The sequence below is a fragment of the Flavobacterium cyanobacteriorum genome (assembly GCF_002251835.1).
Taxonomy (GTDB): domain Bacteria; phylum Bacteroidota; class Bacteroidia; order Flavobacteriales; family Flavobacteriaceae; genus Flavobacterium; species Flavobacterium cyanobacteriorum.
Genome location: NZ_NOXV01000301.1, coordinates 16,405 through 33,094, shown reverse-complemented (window position 1 = coordinate 33,094; position 16,690 = coordinate 16,405). Strand labels below are relative to the sequence as shown.

General features: G+C 44.3%; 13 protein-coding genes. 3 read left to right on the top strand and 10 right to left on the bottom strand.

Annotation, left to right across the window (positions count from 1 at the left end; translation table 11 throughout):
- Window positions 1–65 precede the first annotated feature (65 nt).
- The 3 genes from CHU92_RS13325 (at window position 66) to CHU92_RS13315 (ending at window position 5,927) form a co-directional block, all read left to right on the top strand.
- Window positions 66–4,004 carry a choice-of-anchor I family protein gene (locus CHU92_RS13325; protein WP_165764665.1) on the top strand — a complete coding sequence of 1,313 codons (3,939 nt, stop codon included), beginning with the start codon at window positions 66–68 and terminating at the stop codon, window positions 4,002–4,004.
- A 250-nt stretch (window positions 4,005–4,254) separates the two neighbouring features.
- A complete protein-coding gene (locus CHU92_RS13320) occupies window positions 4,255–5,478 on the top strand; it encodes a GAF domain-containing sensor histidine kinase (protein ID WP_094416379.1) in 1,224 nt (407 codons plus the stop codon).
- Window positions 5,479–5,585: 107 nt separating this feature from the next.
- Window positions 5,586–5,927, top strand: a complete 342-nt coding sequence (locus CHU92_RS13315) for a hypothetical protein (protein ID WP_243389607.1) — start codon at window positions 5,586–5,588, stop codon at window positions 5,925–5,927.
- A 268-nt stretch (window positions 5,928–6,195) separates the two neighbouring features.
- On the opposite strand, the gene CHU92_RS13310 is transcribed toward CHU92_RS13315, so the two are convergent.
- From CHU92_RS13310 to CHU92_RS13265, 10 genes are all read right to left on the bottom strand, one after another.
- Window positions 6,196–6,660: a protease complex subunit PrcB family protein gene (locus tag CHU92_RS13310; protein WP_094416375.1), complete on the bottom strand. Its 465-nt coding sequence runs from the start codon at window positions 6,658–6,660 to the stop codon at window positions 6,196–6,198.
- A complete protein-coding gene (bshA, locus tag CHU92_RS13305) occupies window positions 6,657–7,793 on the bottom strand; it encodes an N-acetyl-alpha-D-glucosaminyl L-malate synthase BshA (protein ID WP_094416373.1) in 1,137 nt (378 codons plus the stop codon). The genes CHU92_RS13310 and bshA overlap by 4 nt, the downstream gene beginning before the upstream one ends.
- 81 nt (window positions 7,794–7,874) lie before the next feature.
- A complete protein-coding gene (locus tag CHU92_RS13300; RefSeq protein ID WP_243389606.1) occupies window positions 7,875–8,333 on the bottom strand; it encodes a DUF1801 domain-containing protein in 459 nt (152 codons plus the stop codon).
- Window positions 8,334–8,412: 79 nt separating this feature from the next.
- Window positions 8,413–11,316 carry a glycoside hydrolase family 3 N-terminal domain-containing protein gene (locus CHU92_RS13295; RefSeq protein ID WP_094416371.1) on the bottom strand — a complete coding sequence of 968 codons (2,904 nt, stop codon included), beginning with the start codon at window positions 11,314–11,316 and terminating at the stop codon, window positions 8,413–8,415.
- Window positions 11,317–11,396: 80 nt separating this feature from the next.
- Window positions 11,397–11,879 (bottom strand): ABC transporter ATPase, encoded by a 483-nt coding sequence (locus CHU92_RS13290; RefSeq protein ID WP_094416369.1) that lies wholly within the window; start codon window positions 11,877–11,879, stop codon window positions 11,397–11,399.
- A 2-nt stretch (window positions 11,880–11,881) separates the two neighbouring features.
- Window positions 11,882–12,670, bottom strand: a complete 789-nt coding sequence (locus CHU92_RS13285; protein WP_094416367.1) for a (Fe-S)-binding protein — start codon at window positions 12,668–12,670, stop codon at window positions 11,882–11,884.
- A 2-nt stretch (window positions 12,671–12,672) separates the two neighbouring features.
- Window positions 12,673–13,122, bottom strand: coding sequence for an LNS2 domain-containing protein (locus tag CHU92_RS13280; RefSeq protein WP_094416365.1), 450 nt, complete (start codon window positions 13,120–13,122; stop codon window positions 12,673–12,675).
- 1 nt (window position 13,123) lies between these two features.
- Entirely contained in the window at window positions 13,124–14,449 is a 1,326-nt protein-coding gene (locus CHU92_RS13275) for a (Fe-S)-binding protein (protein WP_094416363.1), read from the bottom strand.
- A 30-nt stretch (window positions 14,450–14,479) separates the two neighbouring features.
- Window positions 14,480–15,433 (bottom strand): MlaD family protein, encoded by a 954-nt coding sequence (locus tag CHU92_RS13270; protein WP_094416361.1) that lies wholly within the window; start codon window positions 15,431–15,433, stop codon window positions 14,480–14,482.
- A 56-nt stretch (window positions 15,434–15,489) separates the two neighbouring features.
- A complete protein-coding gene (locus CHU92_RS13265) occupies window positions 15,490–16,659 on the bottom strand; it encodes an N-acetylmuramoyl-L-alanine amidase family protein (RefSeq protein WP_243389605.1) in 1,170 nt (389 codons plus the stop codon).
- Window positions 16,660–16,690: the final 31 nt, after the last annotated feature.

Below are 16,690 nucleotides of genomic sequence, written 5' to 3'. Positions count from 1 at the left end.
GGTTTAATGTTTAGCTAATGGATGGGGCGGACTTTTGTGCTATTATTAGTAAACAACATCAACACATGCTAAACAACTACAAAAAAATTATTATGTTATTGATGCTCTGCACAATAGCACAATTTGCAGGAGCGCAGCAATTACTCCACTACTGGAATTTTAATGACAGTAGCTCGGAAGCTGCCATTACCACGCCATCATTGTCACTGGTACCAGGCGCTGCACTAGCCCACCTGGCTGGCGGCACCAGTGTAATTGCTTTTTCCGAGGGCACAGGCCAGAATTTTGAGGTGCAGAACCTTAATGCACAAAATGGGGATGCTGCGGGCACACACCTGCGCTTTAATAATCCTATAGGCGGGGCGCTGGTATTCAGCCTGCCTACTACAGGATATGAAAATGCGGTAATAAAATTTGCTACCCGCCGCTCAGGACAGGGTGCCGGCAACCAGCTGTGGTATTACACCACAGACGGCACTAATTATACGCTATTTACAACGATTAACCCAAATAATAGTGACCCCGGACTTACCACGCTTGACTTTTCAGGTATTGATGCCACAGACAATAACCCCAACTTTAAATTAAAAGTTGAATTTGCACAGGGAGCCGGTGGCACAGGCGGGAATAACCGTTTTGATAACTTTACCCTGCAGGCTTTCGCTATGGGCGGCACAACAGATACAACTCCCCCATCAGTAACTTTTCTACCAGCTAATAACGCAACTAATGTTGCTGTTTCCTCAACACTACAGATTTCATTTAATGAAGCTGTGAGGCTGGCTGACGACAGCCCGGTAACTGATAGCGGACTGAACACAATTGTACAGCTTAAGCTGAATAATGCAACAGGCGCAGATGTACCTTTTACTGCTGTTTATGCAGGCAATACTATTACAGTAACACCAGCCACCGCACTGCTAAATAACCAGCAATATTATATAGCCATTGCCCCCGGGACACTGGAGGACATGAGCAACAATGCCGTAGCAGGAACACCTTCGGCAACATTTACAACAATTGCCGTACAAACAGCATTTATGGCCGGCGATATGGTTCCGGTAACTTACAGGATGAATGCTACAGGCACAGAAGATACCGTAGCACTGCTTACCCTTATAGATATTGCCCCTGGCACCTTTATAAACCTTACCGATGCAAAATATACAACCAACGCGCAGCCGCAATGCCCTAACGGAATTGTGTGGGCCGCTACACAATGCGTACCTGCCGGTACTGTAATTACTATACAGACCGAAGGGCTGGTTGCCAGCACGGGTACCGTAACAGGCAACGGTTTTGGGCTTAGCTCGAACGGAGACCAGGTTATAGTTTATGCAGGTACAGCTGCAGCGCCAAACTATATTACGGCACTTTCATCAAACGCATGGGTAGCTGCTGCCACAAGCTGTAGCGGAAGCAGCTCCATGATACCTGCTACGCTTACTGACGGAGTAAGCGCTGTTAACCTGAGCACAGCGCCGGGTAATACATCAGGCAACTCTGTTAACGCTTATTATAACGGGACACAAACAGGAGACCCCGCAGCGCTTAAAGCCTCAATACTTAATCCTGCTAACTGGATTGCTGTTGCAGGCAGTACGGCCCCGCAAACCTGGCCAGCGTGGAATTTCCCAAGCTCTCCTTCAGTACAAAATGCTGTAGTTATAAATAATACCACCATCCAGCTTACATTTAATAATGAGCTTGATGCCGCTTCAGCATCAAATACGGCAAATTATACAGGTATTGCAGGTATTGCCAATGCTGCGGTATCAGGGGCTACGGTTACCCTTACCTACAGCACGCCTTTTGCAACTGCTACGCCATATGCCCTTACCATTAACAATATTGAAGATGAAAACGGGCTGCTAATGGCTTGTGCCTATGTATTTAACTTCAGCTACAACCCAACTGTATCACTGGCATCAGATTTCATTGTGGTAGAAGAAAACCAGGGCACACTTACATTTAACCTTACACTTGCCAGCCCTGCAACAGGCTCTGTTGATGTAGTACTTAAAGCTGCGCCTTTCAGCACTGCTGATTCCGGTGATTTTACTTATACTACACAAACACTCAGCTTTACGGGTACAAGTGCGCTTACACAAACAATAAACATACCTATCATTGACGATACTACGGAAGAGCAGCACTCAGAATACTTTGTGCTAAGCCTTGAAAATGCTAACGGAATTACTATTACAGGTGAAACCATGGCTACAGTTTACATCAGGGATAACGACAGGCAGGCACCAGTGCCGAGCCAGTCATTAGAACTGACATATGTTACCAGCTTCGACCCTTCAGGAACAAACAGCAGCACCTGCGAAATTGTAGTGTATGACGCCGGAAGCCAAAGGCTTTTCACCACAAGCGCTGTGGCAGGTTTCCTTGATATTATTAATTTTTCTAACCCTGAGGCTCCTACTGTGGTTAACAGCATTAACATGAACCCTTATGGCGGTGTTACCAGCGTTGCCGTTAAAAACGGTATTGTGGCCGTAGCTTCGCCAAATGCCAATGAGCAGCTTGAAGGATCGGTAGTGTTCTTTAACACTGACGGTGTTTTCCAGAAACAGGTTACTGTAGGCGCGCTGCCTGATAACATCTCTTTCACTCCGGATGGTACCAAAGTACTTACTGCCAATGAAGGACAGCCGAATGAAAGCTATACGGTTGACCCTGAAGGCTCAATAAGTATAATAGATATTTCGGGGGGTATCCCGTCGCTTACACAGGCTAACGTTACCACGCTCCTGTTTACTGCCTATAACGACACTACAACTGAAGCCGCACTTATAAATTCAGGCGTCCGCAAGCTGAAACTAACCAGCACCATGTCCCAGGATTTTGAGCCGGAGTATATCACTACGAGCGCTGATTCGCAAAAGGCCTGGGTTACCCTGCAGGAAAATAACGCCATTGCAGAAATAAACCTGGCTACAGGTACTATTGCAAGCGTTTGGGCTTTAGGCACAAAAGACATGAGCGTATTAGGCAACGGCTTCGATATATCGGACAACAACAATCAGGTACTTATAGCCAACTGGCCTATTAAAACTTATTATATACCCGATGCGGCAGCTACGTACAATGTAGGGGGCACTAACTATATCATTACTGCCAACGAAGGTGATGAAAAAGAACTTACAGGCCTTTCTGAACGTACTACTATCGGTAACAACAACTATCCGCTTGATGCCGTAGCCTATCCGCAGGGTGCCATGCTTAAGAAAAGCTATAATGCAGGGCGCCTCAGGGTTACCAACCTGAATGGTAATACCGATGCTGACGCGCAGTTTGAACAGATATATGCCGTAGGTACCCGTTCTTTCTCCATTTTCAATGCTGATACAAAACAACTGGTGTATGACAGCGGTGACGATTTTGAAATGTACACAGCATCAGCGCCTTCGATAAACACTTTATTTAACTCTGACAGCGAAAGCAACAGTTTTAAAGGCCGCAGCCGTGCTAAAGGGCCGGAGCCTGAAGGTGTTGCCATAGCCCAGATACAGGGCAGGACATTTGCCTTTGTAGCGCTTGAAAGGATTGGTGGCGTTATGGTTTATGATGTAACCAACCCTAACGATGTTTCGTTTGTAGATTATAAGAACAGCAGGAGCGTATCAGCCTATACAGGTGACCACGGCCCGGAAGGGATTACCTACATAAGCAGTACTGAAAGCGCCAACGGCAAACCTTATATAGTAGTCGCGAACGAAATTAGCGGCACCATAACGGTTTTTGAGCTTGATATTACCAACCTTTCAACCGGCAACTTTACTGAAGAACCGAAAACTTTTGTAGTGTTCCCTAACCCGTCGGTTAGCGGCATAGCCTACTTCAACCGTGTTGCTGACATTGAAGTATATGATATAAGCGGCAAACTGGTACATGCTGCCAAAAACGCGCTTACTTTAAACACATCATCTTTCGCTTCGGGTATTTATTTTATAAAGACTTCCGAAGGAATCACGAAGAAACTCATTGTTGAGTAGTTTCATTTTGTTTTTTATTTTTTTGTAAGCCCCGCCCCTGAAAAGGCGGGGTTTTCATTTAAAAACATGGGATTGCAATAGAGCAGAAACCCTGAATAACGTGTAGCCAGTCCTGTAGGCGCACTGTTGCCTTTTTTAAACAGACCTGCTGTTTATACAATTCTACTGATTTTGTTACAACATTATACAACCATTGCATAATCCTTAATTATTATACTTAATTTCGGAGTCTACTAAACAACCCTGATACATGACGACCAGTGAGGCACTGAAAGAAAACGAGGCAAGGCGGCTTGAAAAATTGCGTGAGTATAATATACTTGATACGCATACTGAAGATACCTTTGATAAAATGGCACTCATGGCACTACAGGTTTTTGAAGCGCAAAGTGCTTTTATTACATTTGTTGACGAAGACAGGGTTTTTATAAAATCAAACCTAAGCCAGCTGCCCCACAATGAAGTGGACCGCAGGGCGAGCATATCGTCTATAGCCATACTGGATGATGAAGTTACTGTAATTAACGACACCAACGAAATACCTTTTTTAAAGAATAGCCCTCTTGTAGCCCTCGATGGAGGCGTCCGTTTTTTTGCAGGAGCACCGCTTAAATCACCCGAAGGATATAATGTAGGCGCCGTATGCGTATGTTCTGATGAGCCTGGCTCGGCAACAGCAACACAGATTGAAATGCTGCGCATCATTGCCAAAATAATTGTGGATAAGCTGGAAAATAAGTTGCGCTACCGCAAAAACGTTGAAGCACAGGTAAACCTTATGAACATCGCGCTCCACGAAATAAAAAACCCGCTGGCTTCGATAAAACTGGCCAATGAAATCATCCAGAAGGACCCTTCGGCGGCAGGCAGGATGACTGAAATGATTAAATCTTCTGTGATACGTATACAGAACAAACTTGACGAGCTGCTGAAACAATCGGAAATGGAAGATAAGGAAATGGTAATGCTTATTGAGGAGGTTGACATAAACGACATGTTCAAAAGGCTGCTCAACAGTTTTGACCTGCTGGCTTACCGCAAAAACCAGGTCATAGAAGTACACTGCGAAGATAATCTTCCTGCTGTGGAAGCTGACCGTACAAAACTTTCAGACATACTGCACAACCTGCTAAGCAATGCCATAAAATATTCCTACCATGGTTCTACCATAAAGCTTATGGCAACGCACCATGAGGATTACATGAGGATTGAGGTTAAAGACGAAGGGCAGGGGCTTAACCGGGAAGACGTGGGCAGGCTGTTTACAAAATTTGCCAAACTAAGTTCAAAACCAACCGGCAAAGAAACATCAAATGGCCTGGGGCTTTCCATAACTAAATCGCTGGTTGAACTCCATAAAGGTACTATAGAAGCGATAAGTGAAGGCAAAGAGAAGGGAACATCATTTATAATTTTACTACCCATCAAGTACAAAAAGGAGATAGAGGAAGAAATCAACAGCCTGCATTCATAATAAGCTTCCACTTTATGTTTTTCTTTGCGGTAATATGGGTTAAAAAATATTATCATTTCTAATGGCAGTATATAATATTGATTTTTATTTTGATTTAATGCTTACTTTTGAAATATAACGTAATTGTTACCATCATGGAAATACAATACCACTACGCAACCGTTTCAAAAGCTATTGAAGAATTGAGGCAGAAGGGATATAATGAGGATTTTAACCTTGATAATAATTACCTTGTATGCCACTCGGGCCGGTTTGGCCATGAAGAGTTTGTAATCACGGATATATATTTTTATGAAGGGGAAACCGACCCCGGAGACGAGGCGACAGTTTATGGCATTTTATCGGCATCAGGCCATAAAGGTGTACTGGTTACCGGTGATGAAGCCGACCTTGACCCGATGTCAGGCGCTATTATTGATAAACTACTGGTACATCGGAATAACCGATAATGCAGAGGCCAATAAAGCGTACTGCACCCCCCCGCCCTAAAAGTTTTTTTACAGAGCCAGGTATACGTATTGATTGAGGGTTTTGCGTGGTGCTTTACTTGAGGGACATGGCAAGTAATCACCAGCGCTGGAGGTAGCCCCGATGGAGGCGGCATCCTCCCCGCCGCCTGCTTTTGCGGCGGGGAGATAGAGACGAGAGCGGGAAATAAAACTCCAGAGGAGCGCGGCTGATCACTGCTCCGGATTAAAAAAAATAAATGGGCCAGAACTACTTTTGGTCCTGATGCAGGAATGTAACTTTTGGTGTTTTTGGGATCAGGGCGATGCAGTAGGGCTGTGTAAGGGCCATGGTGACGGCGCCCCGGGGACGGGTTTCTTTTATAACTACTTCGGCTGTATCGCCATTTTGCCGTACCGATTCTATACCAATGCTGAAACCCCCGGTACTTTTTTGGCCCATAAAGAGTATCACTACGGTGTGTTTGTTAAAATCTGTTTTTTGTGCCTCCCCGGCATTTAGTTTTTGGTACATTGAGTCGAGCGCGCTTTGGGAGGTTATAATGATATTTTGTGGTGTTTCCATGCCTCCATAGCTTTCCTGTTTAAGTATGGTAAAATTATTTTCCATTTGTATAGGCGTGCCCGGGCTGCCGCCTTTGCCGGCTTCGGCATTTGTTTTAACTGCGCATCCTGCTAAGGCAGCTACTGCTGTAAGTACCAGTAGCACTCTCATACATGCTGCTGTTTTAATGCTTTTCTGTATAAGTTTTCATACAGAGGCAAGATATTCTGTATGTCAAATTTCTGTGCTACGCTAAGCGCGTCCCGCTTGAAGCGGCACAGGACATCATCGTCTGAGAGGATAGAAACCGCTTTGGCGGCCATATCCTGCACATCGCCTACATTGCCCATATATCCTGATATACCGTCTTCATTTACTTCAGGAAGCCCCCCTGAATTTGTGGAAATAACCGGCACACCGCATGCCATAGCCTCAAGTGCCGCAAGCCCAAAGCTTTCCGTTTCTGAAGGGAGGAGAAAAAGGTCGGAATAGGATAAAATCTGGTTGATTTCATTACTGTTGCCAAAAAAGATTACCTTATCGCTTATCCCAAGGTCCCGACACAACTTTTCGGCAGGTTCACGCTCGGGGCCATCCCCTACCATCATCAGCCTGGCGGGTACGGTTTTCCGGATTTCATCGAATATTTTTACCACATCCGGGATTCGCTTTACTTTCCTGAAATTACTTATATGGGTAATAATTTTCTCTCTTTCGGTAGCCATCATTGACCGTTCGCATGGTGTGGTAATTTCATTTTTATTTTTTTCGACTTCGATAAAATTAGGTATAACGGTAATATCCCTGTTAATGTCAAAAAGCCTGTAGGTCTCTTCTTTAAGGTTCTGCGAAACAGATGTTACCATATCAGAGTGGTTGATACTGAAGCTTACTGCCGGCTTATAAAACGGGTGGTTGCCCACAAGGGTAATATCAGTACCGTGAAGTGTGGTGACCATTGGGATGCGTATGCCCTGTTCTTTCAGCATCTTTTTTGCCATGTAGCCTGCATAGGCATGGGGTATGGCATAATGCACGTGCAGCAGTTCTATATTATGCAGCTTCACCATGTCTACCAGCTTACTTGACAGCGCAAGCTCATAGGGCTGGTAATGGAACAGGGGGTATTCAGGTACGTGTACTTCGTGAAAATGTACGTTAGGGTTTAAAAGTGCCAGGCGCACCGGCTGGCTATAGGTTATGAAGTGTATCTCGTGCCCGCGGCGAGCCAGTTCCAATCCAAGTTCGGTAGCTACAACGCCGCTACCGCCGAAGGTTGGATAACATACTATTGCGATTTTCATAATAGCGGTAAATAAAGTAACGAAATTACATAAAAAAAACAGGCAAAACCTGTTTTCAATATAATTAGAGTAATAATTACCTTATCGTTTCAATCCCGCCTCATACAACTCTATCCACTGCTGCGGAGTCATTTTTTGGACCAGCCGGCCTATCAATTCATACGGAATAGTTTCAGGCTTCTTGAAGCGGATACAGCTCTTGCCCATATCGAGCTTTGTTTTTACATACTTAGGATATTCTGCTACAAACCAGTCGTGCAGTTCTTTATCAGCATAAATGCCCATATGGTATAATGCTATAAAATTTTTTTGCGATGCAATACCCAGGAAAGGCAGCGGCTGCTTCGGGTCGCAGTGGTAGCCTGCAGGATAGGTGCTGTGAGGCACTGACCAGCCCAGCATACCGTAACCCATACCTTCCTGGAAGCCTTCCGGCAGGTTCTTTATAATAACATCGTGCAGTTTTTCCATAGGAGCCCTGCGCTCTTCAGGTATTGCCTCAAAATATTCCTGTGTGTTTTTAGCGTCTGAATATTGCACCTGTATTTGGAATTATATGTTGAACATTGACTATTTGCTGCTATCACGAAAGATTTTAGCTTATGTTTATGCCTTGTTTTTATTCTACTATCGCTTCCTGTATTACCCTTTGTATATCTTCGCGGATATTTTCTTTGGAAAGGCGGTTCTCCCCTGCTTCAGGATAGGTCCTGTTGGACAAAAATACATAAACTATTTCAGTTTCAGGGTCGGCCCAGGCCATGGTTCCCGTAAAGCCGGTATGCCCAAAACTGGATTTGGATACACATCCGCATGTAGGCCCTGACTTTTCTATCTGTGGCTTATCAAACCCGAGGCCACGCCTGTTACCATCTTTGCAGGCATAACAGGTATTGAAGGTGTCAAATGTAGCTGCCGAAAAGTATTGCCTGTTGCCATAGCTGCCTTTTTGCAGGTACATCTGCATAATTTTGGCTACATCCATGGCGTTACTGAAAAGCCCCGCATGCCCCGCCACGCCGTCCTGCATGGCGGCAGCCATATCATGCACATACCCCTGTATAACCTGGTAGCGGAAATAATTATCGACTTCGGTAGGCGGAATAGCCGCCATATCAAACCTGCGCAGGGGGTTATATGTTGTAAAGCCTGCCCCAAGTGGCTTATAAAGGTTATCATGACTAAGCTTATCAAGCGAGCGACCCGTTTTCTGCTCAATATATTCCTTAAAAAGGATAAACGAAAAGTCGCTGTACTTATATTCTTTTCGTGGTAAAAGTTTACTTTCCGCTATTTTGTTAACTATAATTTCCGGATAATCTTCCCTGAGGAAAAGATTTTCAGCAACCTGGTGCGGAAACTCGGGGCTGTACATCTTCCTGTAATAAAGTGTATCCGGATGTTTACTACTGTCCAGGGTTTCCTGGTAGAACGGCATCCAGGGCTGGAAACGCGCCTGGTGCAGGAGCATGTCCCTGACGGTTATGTCCTTTTTATCTGTATGGGCAAAAGCCGGTATAAGATTCCCCAGCGGGTCATCCAGTTTAAGTTCTCCTTTATCGTATAACTGCATGAGTCCCGGCAGGGTTGCCAGTATCTTGGTGAGCGAGGCCACATCATATAAATCCGTATCTTTTACCTTACTATCTTTATTATATGTATGGTGGCCAAATGATTTTTGGTAAAAAACTTTACCTTTCCGGGCTACTACTATTTGCAGGCCGGGTGTCATTTTACCATCAATAGCCCGTTGTGCTATAGCATCTATTTGTTTTAGCTTTACAGGGTCCATACCTGCATTGGCAGGAGTAGTAAAGCCAAGCCTGTTGAGCATCCTTGTCTGCAGGCCGTCATTCACCCTGAATGCGGCACCAATTGATACGGGAAGTTTCCCCCTGGCACCAAGCGCCCCAAAAACTATTTCAGAAGCAACAGTTTGTGCAATGTTATTATTTTGGTATGCCAGGACAACACTTTCAATATTCTTAAAATCTTTAATTGAATTAAGTGTATAAGGTTTGGCAAAAACCGTAAGTATTGTACGTTTGGCTTTGGCAATAGTGTCAAGCCATACGAGCTCTTTATCTGTAAAATTGTGTTTTTTCCAGGCGCCGTCTGCTTTATGAAAGCCAACCACCACAACAGAATAGCCTTTAAGCCGCTCCATGAGGTTTGCCAGGGTATCTTCCTGAATTTCGGTAACTTCGGCATACTTCTTTAATGTATTAAGATATACAGAGCCATCATCATCGCCAAGCTTTACATAAGCTATATTTTCTTTTTCAAGATGTTCTACCGGAAGCAGCTGCTGCTCATTTTTTATTACCGTTACCGCATTTTCATAAAGTTGGTAATTAAGGTCATCATATTCAGAGGCATTAAGGTCATTATACAGGTTTGTGAGGTCTACAGGCCTGTACCTGTTAAGGCCAATCCTGTATTTATGCGCCAATATCTTTTTTACCGAATACTCAAGCCTGTCATCTGACAGTATGCCTACAGCTTTAGCCTGCCGGAACCTTTCGATGGCTACAGGCACATTTTCGGCAAATAGCAATACATCATTGCCGGCAAGGAATGCTTCAAGGTCTATATCACCGGGCTGCATATAATTGCTTGCTCCCTTCATATTAAGGGCATCCGTAAAGATCAAGCCTTCAAACCCCATTTCTCCCTGTACTATATTTGTAACAAGATTATAAGATAAGGAAGTAGGATAATTTTCTGTTGGCTCTACGCTGGGCACATTAAGGTGCGCCACCATAATACTGGCAAGGCCGTTATCAAAAAGGCGCTTATACGGATAGAACTCAATATTTTCCAGCCTGCCCCTGCTGAAGTTGACAAAGGGCAGGGCATGGTGCGAATCTGTTGATGTATCGCCGTGCCCGGGGAAGTGCTTTCCTGTGGCATAAACCCCCTCACGCTGTATGCCCCGCATCAGCGCCAGCGCCCGGTTAGTAACGTTCTCTTTATTTTCGCCGAAAGAGCGGTTTCCTATAATAGGGTTTGCGGCGTTGGTATTAATATCAAGTACGGGGGCAAAATTAAAGTGGATGCCCATACGCTTTGCCTGTTGCGCCATCTGCCTGCCCATCTGCTCAATGAGCTTCATGTCCTGAACGGCACCAAGGGTCATATTCCAGGGATAGCGGTATGTTGAATCGAGGCGCATGCTCAGGCCCCACTCGGCATCAATACCCACAAATAAAGGCACTTTTGATTTCGACTGGTAACGATTAGTAAGCCTGGCCTGCCGTACAGGCCCTCCCTGAAAGAATATTACGCCCCCAATCTTGTAATCGGTTATCAGCTTATCTATGCCTTTTACATGTGCGGAATCTTTATTAGAATAAGCCGCTACCATAAATAGCTGCCCCACTTTTTCATCAAAAGAAAAACCATTATAAATACTGTCAACCCAGCGGTGTTCTGCTTCCGACTTGTAATCCCGGAACAGCCTTGCCTGCTGTGCGCTGACAGCCTGTATGAACATAAAAAAAACAATTGCTGCTAACTTCATTAACCTTAATCGCATTTAAAGCAAAATCACCATTACTTTTAATAATGATGATCCTTAAAAATTATTATGTGGAACGAACGTTAAAAAAAACGGCTGTGCCAGCTTTCCCCTGCCGGTACTTCCCAATAATCCTGCCACTCACCTATTGTGTTGACAAGATTATTAAAAACCACCGTGTTTGCTGATACCGCTTTTTCTTTTGCCATTTTTTTGAACTCAATAAGCGGTTTATAGGCAATATGTTCGCCCAGTTTAAAGGTAACGTTCATTTTATCAAGCAGCTCCACGTTATATTTTTTCTCAAGTTCCTGTATAAAATGTACCGAAGCATCAATAGAACACCCTGTTGCCGCCTGAGTTGCCTGATTAACAGCGATAATAATAAAGCGGTTATATTTGATAAGGTAAGAGGCTTCAAGACCCGTGCCGTGTGCGGCCCAGCTGTCCACGAAATCTTTTAAAGATTTATTTATCTCTTCAACTTCTGTATCGCTGAATTTCCTGTTGGCCTGATAAATCCATATCCTTGAATCTTCCGGCAGTGTTTCAAAAGGAACATACATAATTATAAATCCTTAGCATTAGCAATAAGTTCCGCCACATCCATCACTTTAACATCATGCTCCCTGTTCTTTGCTTTTACACCGTCGGTCAGCATGGTATTGCAAAACGGGCATCCGGCTGCTATTATTTCAGGCTGGGTTTCAAGGGCATCCTCTGTCCTCTCCACATTGACATCTTTATTACCTTTTTCAGGCTCTTTAAACATCTGGGCACCACCGGCACCGCAGCAAAGCCCGTTTCTGCGGCTGCGTTTCATCTCTACCAGTTCAGCATCAAGCTTCTCAATAAGATCACGCGGCGCCTCAAAAATATTGTTGGCACGGCCAAGGTAACATGGGTCATGGAAAGTTATCTTCTTTCCCTTAAACTGTCCGCCTTCAATGGTAAGCCGGCCTTCATCAAGCAAAGACTTTAAAAACTCGGTGTGGTGGACTACCTCATAGTTTCCTCCCAACTCTGGGTATTCATTTTTTATAGTGTTGAAGCAGTGCGGGCAGGCCGTTACTATCTTCTTCACTTCATAAGCATTCATCACCTCGATATTGGCCATGGCCTGCATCTGGAAAAGGAACTCATTGCCGGCCCTTTTTGCTGGGTCGCCCGTGCAGCTTTCTTCCGTGCCTAGTACCGCAAAAGAAACATTGGCCTGATTGAGCAGGCGGACAAATGCCTTTGTAATTCTTTTGGCCCTGTCATCAAAACTGCCTGAACAGCCCACCCAGAATAGCACTTCCGGCTGCTGCCCCTGCATCATCATTTCGGCCATTGTAGGAACTTTACTATTTTCCATAATTATTCGTCGTGTTTACCATCATCAAAAACCTGTATGGTAACTTCTTTTTCGATTAAATCCGTAAATTTTCCCCTGTAGCGCGTGGCTTTCACAAGGTGGTTGTCAATCCAGTGGTAGTTACCCCCGCGTGGCTTGCCCATAAGCATACCGTGATATTTAAATCCGTGCCTGTTAAGCCACTCTTCTGTTATTTCACGATGGGCTTCCGTGCGTGAGGTAAAGAAGTAGATGATATGCCCCTCATCATACCAGCGGTTAAGTGTTTCAAGCGCATCAGGGTATACGGCTGCCGTAACCATCCTTTCAGGTTCTTCGTTGGGAATATCGTCACAAATAGTGCCGTCAATATCTATTAGGTAATTTTTAATCCCTTCAGGCAATACAGGGCTTATGTGTTCGCCATTTTCTGTTACCTGCTGCAATTTCTTCTCTATATCTTCTGCCCTCATGCTATTCGTCTTTCCAGTTTAGCCTGTCCATCTGGTTGTACTGCCACGGCGCACCGTTATTTTCTACATTTGCCATCATGTTGTTAAGTTCCATAGGCGCCGCACTCTGTTCCATGACAAGGTACTGCCTGAGGTCCATTATTATAGAAAGCGGATCAATATTAACGGGGCAGGCTTCTACACAGCCGTTGCACGTGGTACAGGCCCATATTTCTTCAGGGGTAATATAATCAAAAAGTAAAGTTTTGCCATCATCAACAAATGTACCTTTGTTCCTGTCAATGTTTTTGCCAACTTCCTCAAGCCTGTCGCGGGTATCCATCATTATCTTTCGCGGTGAAAGCTTTTTACCTGTGATATTAGCAGGACAGGAAGATGTACATCGCCCGCATTCGGTACAGGTGTAGGCGTTCATAAGCTGCACCCAGTGAAGGTCCTGAACGTCTTTAGCGCCAAACTTTTCGGGAGCAGCACCAGTATCCGCAGGCTGTGCTGCAAAGGGGTCGGCATTAGGATCCATCATCAGCTTCACTTCCCTGGTAACGGTTTCGTTGTTCCTGAACTTTCCTTTCGGCTTCAGGTAAGCGAAATAAGTATTGGGAAATGCCAGTAGAATATGCAGGTGCTTTGAGTAGTACAGGTAGTTCATAAAAACGAGGATGCCTATAATGTGGAGCCACCATGCCATTCTTTCAACAGCCACAACAGTAGCGCCGGGCATATTTTCAAATATTGGCGATATAAGCCCTGATACAGGATAGGCACCTGCCGTATGGTATCCTTCATACCCGCGCAGTTGAAGGGAATTATCAGCAGCATTCATAATGAGGAACAGCGTCATCAGCACTATTTCAAAATAAAGAATATAGTTGGCATCGCTCTTTGGCCAGCCATTAAGGTCGCTGTGTACAAAACGCCACAGCTTTATAATATTCCTGCGTACAAGGAACGCAATAACCGAAACAAGCACAAGTACTGCAAGCACTTCAAAAGAGCCTATAAGGAAATTATAAAAGCCACCCATAAAGCCAAACAGCCTGTGGGTGCCGAAAATACCATCTATAATGATTTCCAGAAGTTCAATATTGATTATGATAAAGCCGAGGTAAACAATAATGTGCAGGATACCCGCTATTGGCCTTTTTACCATTTTTGACTGTCCGAGCGCAATCAGGGCCATATTACCCCAGCGCTCACCGGGATTATCGCTCCTGTCAATATCCCTGCCGAGCTTTATGTTGCGTACCAGCTTCTTTACATTAAAAGCAAAATAGCCAAAGCCTGCGGCAAGCAGTAAAACAAACAAAATATTATCAATGTAACTCATATATAGTAAGCGGGCTCTTTATTAGCCGTCCTATTTTTTATTAGTGTTAGCCGTTTCCTCATAAGGTGTGGCTTTCCTTCCAAAAACTGAAAAATGCACGTAACGCTTGGGATTGTTTTTAATATCAGCCAGAAGCTCTTTCAGCTCATTACTGGCTCCTTCAAGGTTTTTATATACCGCCTCATCCTTAAGCATTTTGCCCAATGTTCCTTTACCGGCCTGCACATCGCTCATAATGTTATCTACATTAGCCAGTGTGCTCTCCAGCTTTTTTACAGTTTGTGCGAGGTTGGCGGAATTTATAGAATCAGTTATCCTGGCAAGGTTTGCTGTTGTAACATTAAGGTTGCTCATGGCACCGTCAATCTTGGCCCTGTTCCCTGCAATAATGCCGTTAAGCGAATGCGATACCTGATTGAACTGCTGCATGGTCTGGCTCAGCTCGGCAACAGCAACGCGGAGGTTTTCCTGTGTGCGCCTGTCAAAAACATTATTAAGGTTATGCAGCAGGCTGTCGGCTGTTACTACTGTAGCTTCTACTTTTGCCTGTAGCGGGGATAGTTTTTCGCCCACTACGGATAGCATGCCGGGCTTAAGCCCGCTCCTTAGCTCATCGCCGTCTTCAGCAAGCACCTGGTTTTTAAGGTCAGGAATAATAGCAATCTGTTTGCCTCCCAAAAGCCCCGGCTCATAAAGTGTGGCATGGCTGGTTTTTGAAATAGGGAAATCAGTTTTAACCTGCATTTCTATTTTAAGCCTTCCTACCTGGTCAGTAAAGGTTATGCCGGTAACCTTGCCTACCACGAGGCCGTTAAGTGTTACGGGAGCTGATGGCGAAAGGCCTTCAACATCATTGTATACCACATAAAAGGTGCGGTAGGAGTTGAACAGGTCCCTGCCTTTTAAAAAACTGTACCCCCATATAAATAACAATATGGCTGATATTACTAATACTGCGGTTTTAACTTCTCTTGTTACTTTCAAAATAGAGTTATTTTTTTAACAAATGTAGGACAAATAAATTGATTAATATGTGAATATTATTTTAAAGCCTCCTGAACGCTGACTTTTTTTCCATCCCTGAATGCTACCACAAATGCTGATGTAAACCCTTTTTCTTTTGCTTCTTCCAACAACTGTTTGGCTTCACTGTAGTTTGAGGTTTCCCCATAGAAATACTTTATGACCGATGTAGACGCATCCTTGGTTATATTGTTAAGCCCTTTAAAATTTGATGGTTTCAGCTCAAGGTCCCTACCGCTGGCTGATATTTGCACTTTAAACACGGTACCTTTAGCTAGAGGTTTATCCTCCTTATCCGGTTCTGGAGATTTTGTCTCGGCAGGCTTTGTTTTATTAGTCGCAGGCTGTCCTAAATCATCCCGTCGCGGTGTTTCATCATCTGCAACATTGATGCTGGCCGGATATTCCTTTTTATAATCCAGTATGGCCCTGGCTATGGCTTCGGCAATCTCTTCCTGCCCTTCTTCAGAGTTAAGATACTCTCCTTCCTGCTTATATGACAGGAAACCAAGTTCTATAAGGATACTTGGCATTGCCGTTTTGTGCAGCACCCAAAATGGCGCCTGCTTAACGCCCCTGCTTTTCCTTTTGAGCCCTTCGGTAAAATTATCCTGCACCTTGCTGGCCAGGTCAATACTCTGGTTTATGTAAGCTTCCTGCTGGGCCACAAGGCCAATAAGCGTTTCGGGGGAGTTCGGGTCAAAACCCGCATATTTGGTTTTTGAATCCTTTTCAAGTATGATAACTGAGTTTTCCTTTTTTGCCACTTCCAGGTTCGATGCGTTCTTTGTATTACCAATAACGAAAGTTTCTGTACCGAAGGCCGATTTCTTTGCTTCACCGTTACAGTGAATGGAAACAAACACGTGGGCGTCTGCTTTGTTAGCAATATTTGGCCGTTCTATAAGTTCAATGAAAACATCCGTTTTTCGGGTATAAATTACCTGCACGCCCGGATCTTTTTCGAGTATTTTCCCTACTTTAAGGGCAACATTGAGGGCTATATTTTTTTCAATGAAGCCGTGGTATATAGCGCCGTAATCCTTGCCACCATGCCCGGCATCGAGCACAACCTTAAATTTCCCGCCCATCTGTGCAAAGCCTGATACTGAAAATGCAATAAAAAACAGCAATGCCAGTTTAATTTTCCTGTTACCTTTCATTATGATATGGTTATAAATCATCATTCTTAGTTAGTTATATTTAGTATTTGCTTTT